This is a genomic window from Acidovorax kalamii, from assembly GCF_002245625.1.
GTDB classification, from domain to species: domain Bacteria; phylum Pseudomonadota; class Gammaproteobacteria; order Burkholderiales; family Burkholderiaceae_C; genus Acidovorax; species Acidovorax kalamii.
This window is the reverse complement of record NZ_NOIG01000013.1, coordinates 248,937-265,939: the sequence shown is the minus strand read 5'-3', so window position 1 is coordinate 265,939 and position 17,003 is coordinate 248,937. Positions and strand designations below refer to the sequence as shown.

The 17,003-nt window shown below is 66.5% G+C and carries 14 protein-coding genes; 10 read left to right on the top strand and 4 right to left on the bottom strand.

What is annotated here, in order from left to right; all coding sequences use genetic code 11:
- Positions 1-259: 259 nt before the first annotated feature.
- On the bottom strand, positions 260-1,378 hold the full coding sequence (locus CBY09_RS22015) for an MBL fold metallo-hydrolase (RefSeq protein ID WP_094291721.1): 1,119 nt from the start codon (positions 1,376-1,378) through the stop codon (positions 260-262).
- 117 nt (positions 1,379-1,495) lie between these two features.
- On the opposite strand from CBY09_RS22015, the gene CBY09_RS22010 reads away from it, so the two are divergent.
- From CBY09_RS22010 to CBY09_RS21970, 9 genes are all read left to right on the top strand, one after another.
- The gene (locus tag CBY09_RS22010) at positions 1,496-1,891 is read left to right on the top strand and encodes a MerR family transcriptional regulator (protein WP_094291698.1); all 396 of its coding nucleotides are present in this window, start codon (positions 1,496-1,498) and stop codon (positions 1,889-1,891) included.
- Positions 1,892-2,011: 120 nt separating this feature from the next.
- Complete coding sequence (locus CBY09_RS22005) at positions 2,012-2,395, top strand: PaaI family thioesterase (protein WP_165773968.1); 384 nt, start codon at positions 2,012-2,014, stop codon at positions 2,393-2,395.
- 39 nt (positions 2,396-2,434) lie between these two features.
- On the top strand, positions 2,435-3,625 hold the full coding sequence (locus tag CBY09_RS22000; RefSeq protein WP_094291696.1) for an isovaleryl-CoA dehydrogenase: 1,191 nt from the start codon (positions 2,435-2,437) through the stop codon (positions 3,623-3,625).
- A gap of 53 nt (positions 3,626-3,678) precedes the next feature.
- On the top strand, positions 3,679-4,338 hold the full coding sequence (can, locus tag CBY09_RS21995) for a carbonate dehydratase (RefSeq protein ID WP_094291695.1): 660 nt from the start codon (positions 3,679-3,681) through the stop codon (positions 4,336-4,338).
- A gap of 43 nt (positions 4,339-4,381) precedes the next feature.
- Positions 4,382-6,187: a bifunctional isocitrate dehydrogenase kinase/phosphatase gene (gene aceK, locus CBY09_RS21990; protein ID WP_094291694.1), complete on the top strand. Its 1,806-nt coding sequence runs from the start codon at positions 4,382-4,384 to the stop codon at positions 6,185-6,187.
- A 66-nt stretch (positions 6,188-6,253) separates the two neighbouring features.
- Entirely contained in the window at positions 6,254-7,441 is a 1,188-nt protein-coding gene (locus CBY09_RS21985) for an acetyl-CoA C-acyltransferase (RefSeq protein WP_094291693.1), read from the top strand.
- Between the two features lie 134 nt (positions 7,442-7,575).
- Positions 7,576-8,244 carry an SDR family oxidoreductase gene (locus CBY09_RS21980; RefSeq protein WP_094291692.1) on the top strand — a complete coding sequence of 223 codons (669 nt, stop codon included), beginning with the start codon at positions 7,576-7,578 and terminating at the stop codon, positions 8,242-8,244.
- A gap of 36 nt (positions 8,245-8,280) precedes the next feature.
- Complete coding sequence (locus CBY09_RS21975) at positions 8,281-9,411, top strand: acyl-CoA dehydrogenase family protein (RefSeq protein WP_094291691.1); 1,131 nt, start codon at positions 8,281-8,283, stop codon at positions 9,409-9,411.
- Between the two features lie 46 nt (positions 9,412-9,457).
- Positions 9,458-11,245: an ATP-binding response regulator gene (locus CBY09_RS21970; RefSeq protein ID WP_165773965.1), complete on the top strand. Its 1,788-nt coding sequence runs from the start codon at positions 9,458-9,460 to the stop codon at positions 11,243-11,245.
- A 3-nt stretch (positions 11,246-11,248) separates the two neighbouring features.
- Here CBY09_RS21970 and CBY09_RS21965 read toward each other — a convergent pair whose 3' ends face one another.
- The 3 genes from CBY09_RS21965 to CBY09_RS21955 all read right to left on the bottom strand — a co-directional run bounded on the left by CBY09_RS21965 (position 11,249) and on the right by CBY09_RS21955 (position 15,753).
- The gene (locus CBY09_RS21965) at positions 11,249-13,189 is read right to left on the bottom strand and encodes a hybrid sensor histidine kinase/response regulator (RefSeq protein WP_094291689.1); all 1,941 of its coding nucleotides are present in this window, start codon (positions 13,187-13,189) and stop codon (positions 11,249-11,251) included.
- Positions 13,186-15,015, bottom strand: coding sequence for an ATP-binding response regulator (locus CBY09_RS21960; protein ID WP_094291688.1), 1,830 nt, complete (start codon positions 15,013-15,015; stop codon positions 13,186-13,188). The genes CBY09_RS21965 and CBY09_RS21960 overlap by 4 nt, the downstream gene beginning before the upstream one ends.
- Positions 15,016-15,090: 75 nt before the next feature.
- Positions 15,091-15,753, bottom strand: coding sequence for a LuxR C-terminal-related transcriptional regulator (locus CBY09_RS21955; RefSeq protein WP_094291720.1), 663 nt, complete (start codon positions 15,751-15,753; stop codon positions 15,091-15,093).
- A gap of 166 nt (positions 15,754-15,919) precedes the next feature.
- Here CBY09_RS21955 and CBY09_RS21950 point away from each other — a divergent pair, with 166 nt between their 5' ends.
- Positions 15,920-16,987 carry a hypothetical protein gene (locus CBY09_RS21950; RefSeq protein ID WP_094291687.1) on the top strand — a complete coding sequence of 356 codons (1,068 nt, stop codon included), beginning with the start codon at positions 15,920-15,922 and terminating at the stop codon, positions 16,985-16,987.
- Positions 16,988-17,003: the final 16 nt, after the last annotated feature.

Here is a 17,003-nt window from a genome sequence, read left to right as displayed (position 1 = left end):
CTAGTGCGGGTTCCCGTGTGAAAGTAGGTCATCGTCAGGCTCTTACAGCCCACACCGCCCTTCTGCTCAATCGAGTAGAAGGGCGTTTTGCTTTGGGGCATCTAGGTCCCCGCTCATATACCTTCTGCCCTTGATGGGCAGCAGCTCCCCATCGCCGAAGTTCTTGCGCTCCTGGTCGGTTGGCCGCGACTCATCTCGCTACTATCGCCGTCGCGCTACCGTATGGCTGCGCAGCGAGATTTATGCGAGAAGAGTGTTGTCAGCTGACTTTCATGGCACCACCATGCAGGGCCTGTTGAGATGAACCCAATGCGAGCCGAAACCGATGAACTCCACCAGCGTCCAGAACCCGTTGCAGCTGGCCATCCAGCCACAGCCAATGCAAATGGGCCAATGCCTCGCCCATGGCGAAGGTCATCTGGTGGGCATCCAATTGGCGCTTGAACATGATGGGCAGCACGTCGAAGGCTGAGAGCGAACCCTGTTGGGCTGCCGCAAGAATCTCATCGAGTCTCTCGCGATGGTGGTTCTGTAACTGCCGAATGCGTTCGTGCAAACCTTGAAACGGCTTGCCGTGGGACGGAAGGACCAGTGTGCTTGGCGGCAGCGCCAGGTAGCGGAGCAGGGACGTCAGAAAAAGCCGAAGTGGGTCCGACTCTGGCTCGGATGCATGAACGCTCACATTGGTGGAAATGCGTGGCAAAACCATATCGCCGCTGAGAAGTGCTGAAAGTTCTTCGCAGTACAGCGCGATGTGCTCGGGTGCATGCCCGTAGCCGCTGATGCACTGCCATTTGTGCCCGCCGATCTCGATGATGTCGCCATCCATGAGTCTGCGGAAGCAGGGTGGCAGTGCAGGGACAAGGGTCGGAAAGTAGGAGGCGCGCCCCCGCACGTGTTGGAGAAACTCCTCATCCTGCATTCCATGCAGCATGTAGAAGTCTGCACCCGCCTCGCCGCCAAAACCATTGCGGTCGTACACAGCGGTTCTGGCGACCTGGTAGTCGGTCGCACTGATCCAGAGGTGCACGTTCCAGCGCTCGCACAACCAATGGGCCAACCCAATGTGGTCTGGGTGCATGTGCGTCACGATCACACGCAGGATGGGCAAGCCTTCCAGGCAGTTGGCGAACACCTGCTCCCACTGCGCGCGGGTGCCAGGGCTGTCGATGCAGCAGTCCACCACCGTCCAGCCCTCCACCAGGGTGCCGCCCACATCGGGCTGTCTGTCCCTGAGCAGCCACAGATTGATATGGTCGAGCGCGAAAGGCAGGCCCATGCGGATCCACTTGACGCCCGGGGCAACCGCGATGGCGCTGCCTTCCGGGGGCAGGGCATCACCGAGTGGATAGTGAATCTGGTGTTCGAGTGGGTTCATGGTCGTATGCGTTAGCATTGACGTTAACGTAAACGTCATGCATCTGATCCATTGTAGGGAGCGACGGCCTGAGGGCTGTCTCCTGTGCGAAACCACTGGACTGATGCTGCTCACACCATGGCCAACACCTACACCATCAGCGATCTCGCCAAAGAGTTTGATCTCACCACCCGGGCCATCCGTTTTTACGAAGACATGGGTCTGTTGCAGCCCGAGCGCACAGGGCCGGCTGGGCGCAACCGGGTGTACAGCGCCCGCGACCGCACCCGTCTGCGCCTGACCCTGCGTGCGAAGCGCCTCGGGCTGTCCCTGACCGAGGCCAAGGAGATCATCGACCTGTACGACAGCCCCCGTGATACCGGCGTGCAATTGCGTAAGTTCCTCGATGTACTGGTAGTTCACCGTAAGCAGCTGGAGGAGCAGATGGCCGACCTGCGGGCCAATCTGGAAGAGGTCCAGGAGCATGAAGAAGAGGCCCGCGCGCTGCTGCGCAAGGTGGAAATGGAAAAATGATCCATAATTGACGTTTACGTAAACGTAAATCAGGAGAACGTCGTGACAACGACCCCTTTCGAGCCCCGCTGTGCGCACTACGCAGACCGTGTGCGTGACAGCTTTGCGCGCCAAGGGGCGATGGCGACTCTGGGTGGCCGTCTAGGTCTGCTGGAGCCTGGTGCGGTGGACATTGATCTTCCCTGGGCCCCTGGGCTGACCCAGCAGCATGGCTTCCTGCATGCAGGCATGGTCGCCACCGCGCTGGACTCCGCCTGCGGCTACGCGGGCTTTACCCTGATGCCAGAGGATGCCGCCGTTCTCACCATCGAATTCAAGATCAACCTGCTGGCCCCTGCGAAGGGCGAGCGGTTCCGCATGGAGGGTCGGGTCATCAAGCCTGGCCGCACCATTACCGTGTGCGAAGGCCGGGCCTTCGCCATCGACGGCAGCCAAGAAAAACTGGTGGCCACCATGGGGTGCACCCTCATGGCGGTTACCGGGCGTGACGCGATCCAGGGCTGAGCGCAGCATTTCCCCCAATCCATTCCGAGGAGACATTCCATGAGCATTCCCGCCAACCTGCCCGGCCTCAACTTCCAGCTGGGCGAAGACATCGATGCCCTGCGCGACGCCGTGCGCGACTTTGCCCAGGCCGAAATCGCGCCGCGTGCGGCCGAGATCGACCGGAGCGACCAGTTCCCCATGGACCTGTGGCGCAAGATGGGCGACCTGGGTGTGCTCGGCATCACCGTGCCAGAGCAGTACGGTGGCGCCGCCATGGGCTACCTGGCCCACATGGTGGCGATGGAAGAAATCTCGCGCGCCAGCGCATCGGTGGGCCTGTCCTACGGCGCGCACAGCAACCTGTGCGTGAACCAGATCAACCGCAACGGCAACGAAGCCCAGAAGGCCAAATACCTGCCCAAGCTCATCAGCGGCGAGCATGTGGGCGCGCTGGCCATGAGCGAGCCCGGCGCGGGCTCCGACGTGATCAGCATGAAGCTCAAGGCCGAGGACAAGGGCGGCTATTACCTGCTCAACGGCAGCAAGATGTGGATCACCAACGGCCCCGACGCCGACACCTTGGTGGTCTACGCCAAGACCGAGCCTGAAATGGGCGCACGCGGTGTCACGGCCTTCCTGATCGAAAAGGGCATGAAGGGCTTCTCCATTGCCCAAAAGCTCGACAAACTCGGCATGCGCGGCAGCCACACGGGCGAGCTGGTGTTCCAGGACGTGGAAGTGCCTGCCGAGAACGTGCTGGGCGGAGTGAACAACGGCGCCAAGGTGCTGATGAGTGGCCTGGACTACGAACGCGCGGTTCTGACCGGTGGCCCCCTGGGCATCATGCAGTCGGTGATGGACAACGTGATCCCTTACATTCACGACCGCAAGCAGTTCGGTCAGAGCATTGGTGAATTCCAGCTCATTCAGGGCAAGGTGGCCGACATGTACACCGTGCTCCAGGCGGGGCGCTCGTTTGCCTACACGGTGGCCAAGAACCTCGACATGCTCGGGACTGAGCATGTGCGCCAGGTCCGCAAGGACTGCGCCAGCGTCATCCTCTGGTGTGCCGAAAAGGCCACCTGGATGGCGGGCGAAGGCGTGCAGATCTTCGGTGGCAACGGCTACATCAACGAGTACCCGCTGGGCCGCCTCTGGCGCGATGCCAAGCTGTACGAGATTGGCGCGGGCACCAGCGAGATCCGCCGCATGCTGATCGGCCGCGAACTGTTTGCCGAAACCTGCTGACCTGCGGACCTTTGCCGCAGGCCGATCCACTGTTTGAAAGAGCCAGACCCACCATGCCCACCTCCATCGAAGACCTGTTTGTCCACAACCGCGCCTGGGCAGCCCAGATGGAACGCGAGCGCCCTGGCTTTTTCACCGGCCTGCTGGCGCAGCAAAAGCCCAAGTACATGTGGATCGGCTGCTCCGACAGCCGCGTGCCCGCCAACCAGATCACGGGCCTGGAGCCCGGCGAGGTGTTCGTGCACCGCAACGTGGCCAACGTGGTCGTGCCCACCGACCTCAACTGCCTGTCCACCATCCAGTACGCGGTAGACCAATTGCGCGTCGAACACCTCATGGTCGTGGGCCACTACGGCTGCGGCGGCGTGTTGGCCGCGCTGGAGGGCATGCGTGTCGGCCTGGCCGACAACTGGATCCGCCATGTGACCGATGTGCGCGACCGCCACCGCGACCTGCTCGCCGCCACCGCGCCCGAATGGCGCCACGATGTGCTGTGCGAGCTGAACGCGATCGAACAGGTGGTGAACGTGGCGCAAAGCACCGTGATGCTTGACGCCTGGGGCCGGGGCCAGAAGGTCACGCTGCATGGCTGGTGCTATGGCCTGAAAGACGGGCTCATCAACAACCTGCACATGTCGGTGGACAGCACCGAAGGCCTGGAGTCGCTCTACAAGGCGGCCATCGCTGGCGTGGCTGCCGTCAAGCGGCAGTAAGCGGCGCCCCAAGCCTGCTCAGCGCGACGGCCCAGACCCCGCCATGTTCCCGCAGCGCCTCGATGCCCCCCAGGCCTACGGCATTGCCAAGGCCATGATGGACGGTTTCAACCGCCACTACCGGCTGTTCCGCACCGAGTCTGCGCGGGCCAAACACCGCTTCGAAACCGCCGACTGGCACGGCCAGCAGCGGGCGCAGCGCGAGCGCATCGAGTTCTATGACCTGCGCGTGAAGGAATGCGTGCGCCGGCTCGAAAAGGAGTTTTGCGCGGGCGCGCAGCCCATGGATGTGTGGCACCAGGTCAAGCTGCACTACATCGGGCTGCTGGTGAACCACCACCAGCCCGAGTTGGCCGAGACCTTCTTCAACTCGGTCACCACCAAGATCCTGCACCGCACGCATTTCCACAACGACTTCATCTTTGTGCGGCCTGCGGTCAGCACCGAATACATCGAGAACGACGAGCCCGCCGCGCGGCCGACCTACCGCGCCTACTACCCCACGCGCGACACGCTCGGCGACACCTTCCAGGCCATCATCGAGAACTTCCAGCTCCAGCGTGAGTTCGCCGACCTGCCGCGCGACACGGCCTGTGTGGTGGCTGCCATGCGCAGCCGCCTGGACAAGGTCAAGCTGCGCACCAACTTCCAGGTGCAGGTGCTCACCAGCCTGTTTTTCCGCAACAAGGGCGCCTACGTGGTGGGCAAGATCATCAACGGCTTCAACGAGGTGCCGTTTGCGCTGCCCATCCTGCACGACGACAGCGGCAGGTTGTATATCGATGCCGCACTGTTTGGCGAAGACGACATGCAGATGCTGTTCAGCTTTGCGCGCGCGTACTTCATGGTGGACATGGAGGTGCCCAGTGCCTACGTGCAGTTCTTGCGCAGCCTCATGCCGCGCAAGCCACGCGCCGAGATCTACAACGCCCTGGGCCTGGCCAAGCAGGGCAAGACACTGTTCTACCGCGACTTCCTGTACCACCTGAAGCATTCCAGCGACCAGTTCCGCATTGCGCCCGGCATCAAGGGCATGGTGATGCTGGTGTTCGATCTGCCGAGCTTTCCGTTCGTCTTCAAGCTCATCAAGGACTACTTTCCGCACCAGAAGGAAACCACGCGCGAGCAGATCAAGGCCAAGTACCTGCTGGTCAAGCAGCACGACCGCGTGGGCCGCATGGCCGACACGCTGGAGTACAGCGAGGTGGCCTTCCCCCGCGACCGCTTCGATGACGCGCTGATCGCCGAGATCGAGAAGTTCGCCCCCAGCCAGCTCGAAATCAGCGACCGCGACGGCGATGGCCAGACCGAGGTGATCATCAAGCACCTGTACATCGAGCGGCGCATGATCCCGCTCAACATCTACCTGCAGGAAGCCTTCGACACCGGCCTGTCCGACCCGCGCGCGCGCCAGCAGATGGAGCACAGCGTCATCGAATACGGCAACGCCATCAAGGACCTTGTGGCCGCCAACATCTTTCCCGGCGACATGCTCTGGAAGAACTTCGGCGTCACACGCAACGGCAAGGTCGTGTTCTACGACTACGACGAGATCGAATACCTCACCGACTGCAACTTCCGCCGCGTGCCCACGCCGCGCAACGAGGAAGAAGAGATGAGCGGCGAGGTCTGGTACAGCGTGGGCCCGCGCGATGTGTTCCCTGAAACCTTCGGCCCCTTCCTGCTGGGCAACGACGCGGTGCGCGAAGTCTTCATGTTGCACCACGCCGATTTGCTCGACGCCGCGTTCTGGCAGTCACACAAAGAGCGCATCCAGGCGGGCCACATGTTCGATGTGTTTCCGTACGACACCGAGCGCCGCTTTGGGCAGGGCGCTGCGGCCCGTTGACAGATCGACAAGCCTCGTTTTTCACCCCCCACTTTCCCTCTGACCATTCCCCAGGAGACCTTCACCATGTCCATCCAAGACCCCATCGTCATCGTCGGCGCCGCGCGCACCCCCATGGGCTCGCTGCAGGGCGACTTCTCCAGCCTCGCGGCGCACGACCTGGGCGGCGCTGCCATCAAGGCCGCCATCGAGCGTGCCGGTGTGTCGCCCGACGCCGTGGGCGAAGTGCTGTTTGGCAACTGCCTGATGGCGGGCCAGGGCCAGGCCCCTGCGCGCCAGGCGGCCTTCAAGGGCGGGCTGCCCAAGGGCGCGGGCGCCGTCACGCTCAGCAAGATGTGCGGCTCCGGCATGAAGGCCGCGATGATGGCGCACGACATGCTGCTGGCTGGCACGCACGACGTGATGGTGGCGGGCGGCATGGAGAGCATGACCAACGCCCCCTACCTGCTGCAAAAAGGCCGTGGCGGCTACCGCCTGGGCCATGACCGCATTTTCGATCACATGATGCTCGACGGTCTGGAAGACGCTTACGAGGCAGGCCGCAGCATGGGCACCTTTGGGGAAGACTGCGCCGCCAAGTACCAGTTCACCCGCGAGCAGCAGGATGCGTTTGCCACCGCCAGCGTGCAGCGCGCCAAGGCCGCCACCGAATCCGGCGCGTTTGCGGCCGAGATCGTGCCCGTCACCGTCAAGACCCGCGCAGGCGAAGCCGTGATCTCCGTGGACGAAGGTCCCGGCAAGGTCAAGCTCGAAAAGATCGCCACCCTGAAGCCCGCGTTCAAGAAGGACGGCACCATCACCGCCGCCTCCAGCTCCAGCATCAACGACGGCGCTGCGGCGCTGGTGATGATGCGCGAGTCCACGGCCAAGAAACTGGGCGCCAAGCCCCTGGCACGCATCGTGAGCCACGCCACGCACGCGCAAGAGCCCGAGTGGTTTGCCACCGCGCCCCTGGGCGCCGCGCAGAAGGCATTGGCCAAGGCGGGCTGGCAGGTGGGTGATGTGCAGCTGTGGGAGATCAACGAGGCCTTCGCCGTGGTGCCCATGGCGCTGATGAAGGAACTGGACCTGCCCCACGACAAGGTCAACGTGAACGGCGGCGCCTGTGCGCTGGGCCACCCCATCGGCGCCAGCGGCGCGCGCATCATGGTCACGCTGATCCATGCGCTCAAGGCGCGCGGCCTGACCAAGGGCCTGGCCACGCTGTGCATCGGCGGCGGCGAAGCCACAGCCGTGGCCTTGGAACTGGTGTAACTGAACCGGTGTGATGGCCCTCCCGGCGCTGCCGGGTGGTGTGGAGAGCGAGCCAGTACGCCACTGGTTCGCTCATGTTTTTATAGCTGCTTTCGCATGATGGACGCGCGGAAGAGGCCCATTTTGTTCAAAGAATGAACTCCATACTCGTCATTGGCGCATCGCGGGGCATTGGCCTGGAGCTGGTGCGCCAGTACACCGAGGCGGGCCACCGCGTGATCGCCACCGTGCGCGACGACGCGGGCCGCGAGCGTGTGCGGGCCCTGGGCGCCGAGGCGCTGACGGTGGATGTGGCCAACCCCGCCAGCATCAGCGGCCTGGCATGGCAGCTCGATGGCGAGAAGATCGACATCGCCTGGTATGTGGCCGGGGTGATCCGCCGCCCGAACGCCCTCACGCCGCCCACGCAGCAGGACTTCGACGCCGTCATGCACACCAACGTGCTGGGCGCGATGCAGGCCATCCCGCAGGTGGCCCCGCTGGTGGCGGATGCGGGCGGGGTGTTTGCGTTCATCTCGTCCTCCATGTCGCAGATCGGCAGCGTGCCGAACAGCGGCTCCTGGCTGTACCGCACCAGCAAGGCCGCGCTCAACATGGCCGTGGCCGCCGCACAGCACGACTACCCGGGCGCCACGCTGGTCACCATCGACCCCGGCTGGGTGCAGACCGACATGGGCGGCGACAGCGCCCCGCTCACGGTCGAGGACAGCGTGCGCGGCCTGCGCAACACCGTGGCGGGCCTGACCCCGGCCGACAAGGGCCGCCTGCTGCACCACGACGGCCGCCGCGCCGCGCACTGGTAATTCTTTTCAACGAACAACGACTTTCGGAGACACCCCATGCTGTTGACCCAAGACCAGGAAATGATCCGCGACGCGGTGCGCGACTTTGCCCAGACCGAGCTGTGGCCGAACGCCGCGCGCTGGGACAAGGAACACCACTTCCCCAAGGAAGCCCACCAGGGTCTGGCCGCGCTGGGCGCCTACGGCATCTGCGTGCCCGAAGAGTTTGGCGGTGCCAACCTCGACTACCTCACGCTCGCTTTGGTGCTCGAAGAAATCGCGGCCGGTGACGGCGGCACCAGCACCGCCATCAGCGTGACCAACTGCCCCGTCAACGCCATCCTCATGCGCTACGGCAACGCACAGCAGAAGAAAGACTGGCTCACACCGCTGGCACAAGGCCAGATGCTGGGCGCTTTCTGCCTGACCGAGCCGCATGTGGGCTCCGACGCCTCTGCTCTGCGCACCACGGCGGTGAAGCAGGGCGACGAATACGTGATCAACGGCGTCAAGCAGTTCATCACCAGCGGCAAGAACGGCCATGTGGCCATCGTCATCGCCGTCACCGACAAGGGCGCGGGAAAGAAGGGGATGAGCGCCTTCCTCGTGCCCACGTCCGCGCCGGGGTATGTGGTCGCACGGCTCGAAGACAAGCTCGGCCAGCACAGCAGCGACACCGCGCAGATCAACTTTGACAACTGCCGCATCCCGGCCGAGAACCTCATCGGCGCCGAAGGCGAGGGCTACAAGATCGCCCTGGGCGCTCTCGAAGGCGGCCGCATCGGCATCGCCGCGCAGAGCGTGGGCATGGCGCGCAGCGCGTTCGACGCGGCGCTGGCGTATTCGAAGGAGCGCGAGAGCTTTGGCACCGCCATCTTCAACCACCAGGCTGTGGGTTTCCGCCTGGCCGACTGCGCCACGCAGATCGAGGCCGCGCGCCAGCTCATCTGGCACGCCGCCGCGCTGCGCGATGCGGGCAAGCCCTGCCTGAAGGAAGCCGCCATGGCCAAGCTGTTTGCCAGCGAAATGGCCGAACGCGTGTGCAGCGCCGCCATCCAGACGCTGGGCGGCTACGGCGTGGTGAACGACTTCCCGGTGGAGCGCATCTACCGCGACGTGCGCGTGTGCCAGATTTATGAAGGCACGAGCGACGTGCAGAAAATCATCATCCAGCGCGCGCTGGCGTAGCCGTCCACCCCACACGGGCAGGCCTGCACATGCGAATATCGTCGGCATGAGCATCAACCCCGAGCCCGTTCTCTCCTGGTCGGCGCTGCCTCCGGCCGCGCGGCTCCAGCTGCTGGGCAACAGCTTTCTGCGCGTGCGCGACGGCTGCACCGTCATGCCCTTGCTGGGTCTGGCGGGCTCGGCGTGGCTGCATGTGTTGGGCCTGTGGCCGCTTTCTATCACGCTATGGTGGGTGGCCTCGCTGTCGCTGGTCGGCATCGCCTGGGGCGCCTGGGCACTATGGCAGCGCGACATGCGGCAGATGGCAGCTGGCAGCGGCGAACCGGCGGCGCTGCTGACCACCTGGTTGCGCCGCGTGCAACCCCTGGCGGCCTTGTACGGGGCGCTGCTGATGAGCCTGGCCGCGTGCGCTGGGCCCGAGGCGCCGTTTGAGCTGCGTGTGGTGCTGGTCTGCGGCGGCACGCTGGTGATGGCGGCGCGCGCGGACCACCAGTCTGCGGCGCTGGTCGTGTATTTGCATTTCTTTTTCGCCAGCCTCGCGGTTGGCCTTTTGTCGCTGCCCTACGTGTTCCCGCAACACTGGCTGTACCTGCTGCCGCTATACCTGCTGTTCGGGGTGTTCTTGCGCAACGCGCGGATCAGCCACCAGTTTTTCCTCAGCAACATCGACCTGAGTGAACGCTTCCGCGCCGCCAAGAGCGAGGCCGAGCAGGCGCTCTCCGTCAAGAACCAGTTCCTCGCCACCGCCAGCCACGACCTGCGACAACCCGTGCATGCTGTGGGGCTTTTGGCCGAATCCGTTGCACTGCGCAACCGCGACCCGGCATTGGTCGGAACGCTGCAGGACCTGCGCCAGGGCGTGCAGTCGCTCCAGTGGATGTGCAATGCGCTGCTGGACCTGTCGCGTATCGAAGCCGGGGCCGTGCAGGCGCGCCTGCAGCCGGTGGAGCTGGCGCCGTTGCTACACGAAGTGGCTACGCTGCTGGGCGAGTCTGCGCGCGCACGCGGGCTGGCGCTGCGCCTGCGTGCCCCGCCAGCCGGCACGCGGGTGCAGGCTGACCCGATGCTGCTTCGCCAGTGCGTCGTCAACTTGGTGCACAACGCGCTGCGCTACACGCAGCATGGCGGCGTGCTGCTGGCCGTCCGCCCGCGCAGCGGCCACTGGCAGGTGGAGGTGTGGGACACCGGCCCCGGCGTGGCCGCCGAAGAGCACGAACGCATTTTTTCGCCCTTCACGCAGAGCGGTGCCGCGACGCGTGCGGCGGACGACGCGGGCTACGGCCTGGGCCTGGCTGTGGTGGCGCGCTGCGCCGAACTGATGGAGGCGCCCCTGGGCCTGGCATCGCGCCTCGGCCGAGGGTCGCGCTTTTGGCTGCGGCTGCGCAGTGCTGCGGCGGATGAGGCGCCCCGCGCCGCCGCCCTTGCGTTGGCGCCGCAAGGTAGCCTGCAGGGGCGCTGTCTGGTGGTAGAGGACGACCCCCAGGCGGCCGCGGGCTGGCGACAGCTCCTGCAGGATTGGGGCGTAGAGGCGCGTTGCGCGGCCGACGGTGCCGAGGCCCAGCACCTGCTGGCGCAGGGCTTTGCGCCGCAGGTCATCCTGTGCGACGAGCGGCTGCGCTCGGGCCAGAGCGGATTCGCGCTACTCCAGTCTCTGGAGGAACTGTGCCCAGATGCCGCGCTGGCCATGGTCAGTGGCGAATGGGATTCGCCCGCGCTGCGCCAGGCAGAAGCGGAGGGCTACCTGGTGCTGCGCAAGCCGGTGGCACCGGAGCTGCTGCATACCCTGCTGCGGCAGTGGCTGACCGAGATGCCGGGAAAACTCTCAAAAAGATAGCTGCTAGCGCTTGCTGGTAAATCGCGAGAGGGTGTTTTGCCTTGAGGTTCCTTCTGGCCTCAGCCACCGGGCCAGCACGGTGTGCAACTCGGCCGGGTCCACTGGCTTGCGCAGCACCAGGTAACCCTCGTCTTCGGCTTCGCGCAACGCGGGGGCGTCGAACTCCCCGCTCACCATGGCGCCGCGCGCACCGGGGTGGCGGGCCAGCAGCGTGCGCAGCACGTCAAAGCCGCTTTCGCCTGTGCGCAGGCGCTGGTCGCACAGCACCACGTCGGGGGGCGGGCCGCTGGCCGCCGCCGCCAGCGCCTCTTGCGCATTGGCGGCCAGGCGCACTTTCAGGCCCCAGCTGTGCAGCAGGTTGCACCAGGCCTGCTGCACCTCGGGGTCGTCGTCCAGCACCAGGCAGGTGCCGTGCAGCGTGGACAAAGGCGACGAGGGCATACCGGGGGCGCTCTGTGCGCCCATGTGCACAGGGGTGTTCTTATGTTCAGGGGGCAACACGGCGGCGGTGGCGGCCAGTTGCAGCCAGAAACACGAGCCCCGCCCCAGGCGCGAGCGCAGGCCGTGTTCGGCCGCCATCAGCTCGGCGCAGCGCGCCACCACAGCCAGCCCCAGGCCGTGGCCTGCGTCCACTTGCGTGGCACCGCGCTGCAGGCGTTCGTAGGGCTGGTAGATGCGGGCGCGGTCCTGTTCGGCCACGCCCACGCCGGTGTCCCACACGGCGAGGCGCCAGCGCCCGCCCCGGCGGCGCGCGGCCAGCAGCACACCACCGTGGCGGGTGTAGCGCAGCGCGTTGTGCACCAGATTGATCACACACTGGCGCAGCAGCACGGGGTCGGCCAGCACGGTGGCGTCGTCGGGCGGCAGGTGCTCGCGCAGCACCAGGCCCAGGTCGCGGGCTTCGGCGCGGAACAGCAGGGCCACGTCGTGCAGCAGCGGCCGCAGGGCCACGGGCTGGCGGCGCGCCTGCAGGGTGCCGCTTTCGATGCGAGAGAGGTCCAGCAGCGCGTTGAACATCAGGCTCACCGATCGCAGGCTGCGGCGCATGTCGTCCAGCGCGGGCAGCAGGGCGGCGTCGTGGTTGCGCCGCGCCAGCGCCTCGATCTGGAAGCCCATGGCGTGGATGGGCTGGCGCAGGTCGTGGCTGGCGGTGCTGAGGAAAAGGTTCTTGGCGCGCAGTGCCTGCTCGGCCTCAGCGTGGGCCTGCTGCGCCTCCTGCGCCAGGCGCAGACTTTCCTCCTCAAGCCGCACCTGCTGCAGAAAGAAGTTGTGCGCCACCACCGCATGCCGGTACAGCGCCGCCATCAACAGTAGCGACATGGGGATGATGAAGCGCCAGGGCGATGCAGGCGGCCCGCCCGGCATGGCCGGGTTGCCGAACAGGTTGGGCCACTGCGACAGCGACAGCGGCACCAGCACCGAGATCACCCCCCAGCCAAACCCGTAAAAGCGCAGAAATGTGCCCAGCGAGGGCAGCTGAAAGGTGGCGGTGCCCACAATCACCACCGCCAGGCTCACGTGCAGCAACAGCACAAAGTCGAAGCTGGCGCGCCCGGGGGTCAGCACCACGATGGCGCCCAGCGAGGCCAGGCCCAGGGCCTGCCCCAGGCTGGTGTTGCGCACCCGGGGCCGCCAGCGCCGCAGCCACGCGGCGTCGTCGGCAGCGGCCGAACCGCTGCGGCTGGCCCGCAGCTGGCGCGACTGCACAAACACGGCCACCGCCGCCAGCGTGTACAGCAACGTCCAGGCCAGCATGCCCAGGGGGTTGCGCCCCAGCCCCTGGAACCACATGGTGAACAACACCCCCAGCAGCGGCATCGCAAAGATGCCCTGGGCCAGGCGCTGGTGGGTCAGCTCCAGCATGCGCACCTGGCCGCGCTCGGCCAGGTCGCCGGTGTCCAGCGCGCGGGGAAACCAGCGCCGCCACAGTGCCAGCACCCTCATGGCCGGGGGCCCTCCATGGCGACGGTTGCATCGACCGGAGCCTCCAGCCAGCAGCTGAGCAGCGTGTGCAGGTCGGCCACGTCCACGGGTTTTTTGAGCACCAGGTAGCCCTCTTCTTCGGCGCGGCGCAAGGCCGGGGCGTCGAACTCGCCACTCACCATGGCGCCCCGTGCCTGCGGGCAGCGCGCCAGCAGGGCCAGCAGCACGTCAAACCCGCTTTCGCCCGAGCGCAGCCGCTGGTCGCACAGCACCACATCGATGGTCTGGCCCGCATCCACATGCGCAAAGGCCTGCCTGGCGTCGGATGCCAGACAGGCTTGCACCCCCCAGCTGCCCAGCAAGGCCGACCAGGCCCCCAGCACATGCGGGTCGTCGTCCAGGATCAGGCAGCGGCCTTGCAACGGCCGGGCGGATGGGCTGCGTGGGCTGGCCGGGTCGGGCCCCGGGGCCGCTGCGGGCAACTGCAGCCAGAAGCAGGAGCCCGCCCCTAGGCGCGACTGCAGGCCATGCTGCGCGCCCATCAGGTCCACGCAGCGTGCCACCACGGCCAGCCCCAGTCCATGGCCTTCGCGGTTGATGTGCCAGGCATGCTGGGGGCGGTAGAAGGGCTGGTAGATGCGGGCCTGGTCTTCCAGCGCCACGCCCAGGCCCGTGTCCCATACCTCGATGCGCCAGTGGCCCTGCCGCCGCCGCGCACCGATGAGCACGCCGCCCTGCGGCGTGTAGCGCAGCGCGTTGTGCACCAGGTTGGACAGCGACTGGCGCAGCAGCGCGGCGTCGGCCTGCACGGCGGCGCCCGCCGGCGGCATGTGCAGCCGCAGGCGCAGCCCGCGCGAGCGGGCCTCGGCCAGGAACTGGATCTCCAGCTCGTTGAAAAAAGGGTGCAGCAGCAGCGGCTCGGGCCGCACCGCCACCTGGCCGGATTCGATCTTGGACAGGTCGAGCAGCGAGTTGAACATCAGCTGCACCGACTGCAGGTTCAGCCGCAGGTCGGACAAGGGCGCGGCCAGGGCTGCGTCGCGGTTGCGCAGCGCGATGGCTTCGGTGAGCAGGCCCATGGCGTGCACGGGCTGGCGCAGGTCGTGGGCGGCGGTGCTGAGAAAACGGTTCTTCTCGGCCAGCGCGGCCTCAGCGGCGTCGCGCGCTTCGCGGTACTGGGCCGACAGCTGCTGGCCGCGTTCTTCCAGCCAGACCTGGTGTACAAAAAACCGGTGCGCCGTGTGCGAGTGCCGGTACATCGTGAAAGTGTGCAGCAGCGACAGCGGAAGGATGAAATACCAGTGCTGGGGAAACAGCCAGGGCTGCACCAGCAGCGAGGCGTTCCACCCGGTCATGAAAAACCGCATGAACACGCTCAGCACCGGCGTCTGGTGCGTGGCATTGCCCGCCACAATGGCTGCGTTGGTCACCAGCAGCAACAGCGCAAAGTCGTAGCTCGCATGGCCCGCCACGATGACCACCGGGGCCGTGGTGCCTGCGCCATGGACCAGCGCGCAGAGCTCCAGGCGCGGGCGCCAGCGGCGCATGAGGTCGGCCGCATCCAGCCTGCCCTGGTCCTGGCGGAAAACGCGGCGCAAGTGGTGGGAGGCGGCTGCAAACACCACATAGAAGCCGAACCACCCCCACATCCAGCGTGCGTCATGCTGCAGCTGGTAGAACAGCGTGAGCGCCAGCGCCACCAGGGGCAGCACCATGATGCTGGTGTGCAGGCGCTGGTAGGTCATCTCCAGCAGCCGGGCCTGGCCCGCCATGCTCACGGTCTGCAGCGAGGCCTGCGGGGGCTCCTGGGTCGGGGCTGGCGCGGCAGAGGCGTTGACCGGGTCCATGTCAGCGCACCGGCATTGCCAACGGCGTGAACCGCGCGAGCCACGAAGGCCGTGCAAACCCACCCCTGGCCTGCATCACACGTCGCCCATGGACGGCAACACCAGCCGCCGCCCGCGCAGGCGCGTGATCGCCTCCACCCGTGTGCGGGCGCCCAGGCGCAGCAGGATGGCGCTCATGTGCTCCTTGACCGTGCTCTCCGACAGGTCGTACTGCAGCGCGATGCGCTTGTTGGGCAACCCCTGCAGCACCAGCGCCAGGATTTCGCCCTGGCGCATCGACAGGCCCAGCTCCGTCGGCGTCACGGGCAGGTCGCGGCTGCGCGGGGGCTGGCCGCTGTGGCTGGCGGGCTCAAACCAGGCCAGGCCACACAGCAGCGCCTCCACCGCCAGGGCAAAGGTCTCCGGCGGGGCCTGCTTGTGGATGAATCCATGGGCACCCGCCTGGCGCACGCGCTCCATCACGTTCGGGTCGTCGTCACCGCTGATCACCGCCAGGGCGCTGCTGGGGCAGTGCTGGCGCAGTTGGGCAATCAGGTCCAGTGCCGCTCCTTCGGCCAGCCAGAAGTCGATGAGGGCAATGGCGGGGGCGCCGCGTTCGGCCACCAGGGGCAGCACGTCCTCGGTGCGGCCCGCCACGGCCACCTCCATCCGGGGCAGGCGCGAGCGCAGGAACTCGGCCACGCCGCGTGCTACCAGCGGGTGGTCGTCCAGGACAAGGGCATAAGGGGGTGGTGGCATGGCCAAGTCGGCAGGGGGGTAGGGGCGCAGGGTTGCACCAAGGGCAAATTTTGCCAAGTGTGGCCCAGGCGGGGTGGCGCGCAAACCCTACCCTGGTAGGGTTCCGCACGGCGTGCTGCGCTGCACAGAATCCGCCCTCCATTCACCACCCCGGAGGTTTCCGCACATGGCTTCAACCCGCGCACAGCGCATTTTGCACCCCGCACGGCCCGTTTTCCGCTGGGCTCCCCTTGGCCTGGCCGCAGCGCTGCTGGCAGCATGTGGCGGTGGCGACGACAACAACGGCAGCACGCCCCCTCCGGCCGTGGGGGTGTTCACGGTGGGAGGCGATGTGGCCGGCCTCGGGGCGGGCAAGGCCGTGACCCTGCAGAACCTGGGCACCGACGACCTCACGGTCAGCACCAACGGCAACTTTGTGTTCAACACCCGCATGGATCGGGGCGTGGCCTACGCCGTCACCATCAAGGCACAGCCCGCAGGCCAGCGCTGCACCGTGGCCCAGGGCACAGGCACCGCCACGGCCAACGTGAGCAATGTGCAGGTGCGCTGCGAGAACCTGGCCGCCGCCACCTTCACCGTGGGCGGTGCTGTCACGGGCCTCACCGGCAGCGGCCTGGTGCTGCAGAACAACGGGCGTGACGATCTGGGCGTGGCGGCCAACGGCGGCTTCAGCTTTGCCACGCCGCTGGCAGGGGGGGCTGCCTATGCGGTCACCGTGAAGACCCAACCCAGCGGACAGGGCTGCACTGTGGCCAACGGCACGGGCACCGTGGGGTCGGCCCATGTGACCACGGTGGAGGTGCGCTGCACAACTGCTGCTGCAGCCCTGCCTGAGGGCGACTGGAAGCAGGGCCAGTGCTCCCTGGCGCGGCCTGGCGTGTGGGGGCGCTTCCTGTGGCGCATTGCCCGGCAAAGCGACGCGCGGGCCACGGTCGCGCAGGGCTTGCTTACCTATACCAATGCCGAGTGCTCGGGCCAGGGTACGCTCGCAGGGCCACTGACGGACCTGGGGGTGTTCAGCTTTGACCGCAATGGAAGTACTGCAACGGCCACGGCTTTCTGGAGCACCTGGGTGACGCCGTCGGGCTTAACATCGCGCTCCGTGTGGACCCGCAAGGGGGCCTATCTGTGTGTGTTCGGTGACAGCACTCCCACCGTGTTTCCCACGGCGGCCAGTGCAGAGACCTACGCAGACCTGATCATTCCCAGTAAGACTTGCTATACGCAGAATTGAGGATGCAGGCTTGCCC

Excerpts from the sequence above, each read along its gene's own strand:
- CBY09_RS22015 (WP_094291721.1), bottom strand. The coding sequence starts at position 1,378 with ATGAACCCACTCGAACACCAGATTCACTATCCACTCGGTGATGCCCTG.
- CBY09_RS22010 (WP_094291698.1), top strand. The coding sequence starts at position 1,496 with ATGGCCAACACCTACACCATCAGCGATCTCGCCAAAGAGTTTGATCTC.
- CBY09_RS22005 (WP_165773968.1), top strand. The coding sequence starts at position 2,012 with ATGGCGACTCTGGGTGGCCGTCTAGGTCTGCTGGAGCCTGGTGCGGTG.
- CBY09_RS22000 (WP_094291696.1), top strand. The coding sequence starts at position 2,435 with ATGAGCATTCCCGCCAACCTGCCCGGCCTCAACTTCCAGCTGGGCGAA.
- can (WP_094291695.1), top strand. The coding sequence starts at position 3,679 with ATGCCCACCTCCATCGAAGACCTGTTTGTCCACAACCGCGCCTGGGCA.
- aceK (WP_094291694.1), top strand. The coding sequence starts at position 4,382 with ATGTTCCCGCAGCGCCTCGATGCCCCCCAGGCCTACGGCATTGCCAAG.
- CBY09_RS21985 (WP_094291693.1), top strand. The coding sequence starts at position 6,254 with ATGTCCATCCAAGACCCCATCGTCATCGTCGGCGCCGCGCGCACCCCC.
- CBY09_RS21980 (WP_094291692.1), top strand. The coding sequence starts at position 7,576 with ATGAACTCCATACTCGTCATTGGCGCATCGCGGGGCATTGGCCTGGAG.
- CBY09_RS21975 (WP_094291691.1), top strand. The coding sequence starts at position 8,281 with ATGCTGTTGACCCAAGACCAGGAAATGATCCGCGACGCGGTGCGCGAC.
- CBY09_RS21970 (WP_165773965.1), top strand. The coding sequence starts at position 9,458 with ATGAGCATCAACCCCGAGCCCGTTCTCTCCTGGTCGGCGCTGCCTCCG.
- CBY09_RS21965 (WP_094291689.1), bottom strand. The coding sequence starts at position 13,189 with ATGAGGGTGCTGGCACTGTGGCGGCGCTGGTTTCCCCGCGCGCTGGAC.
- CBY09_RS21960 (WP_094291688.1), bottom strand. The coding sequence starts at position 15,015 with ATGGACCCGGTCAACGCCTCTGCCGCGCCAGCCCCGACCCAGGAGCCC.
- CBY09_RS21955 (WP_094291720.1), bottom strand. The coding sequence starts at position 15,753 with ATGCCACCACCCCCTTATGCCCTTGTCCTGGACGACCACCCGCTGGTA.
- CBY09_RS21950 (WP_094291687.1), top strand. The coding sequence starts at position 15,920 with ATGGCTTCAACCCGCGCACAGCGCATTTTGCACCCCGCACGGCCCGTT.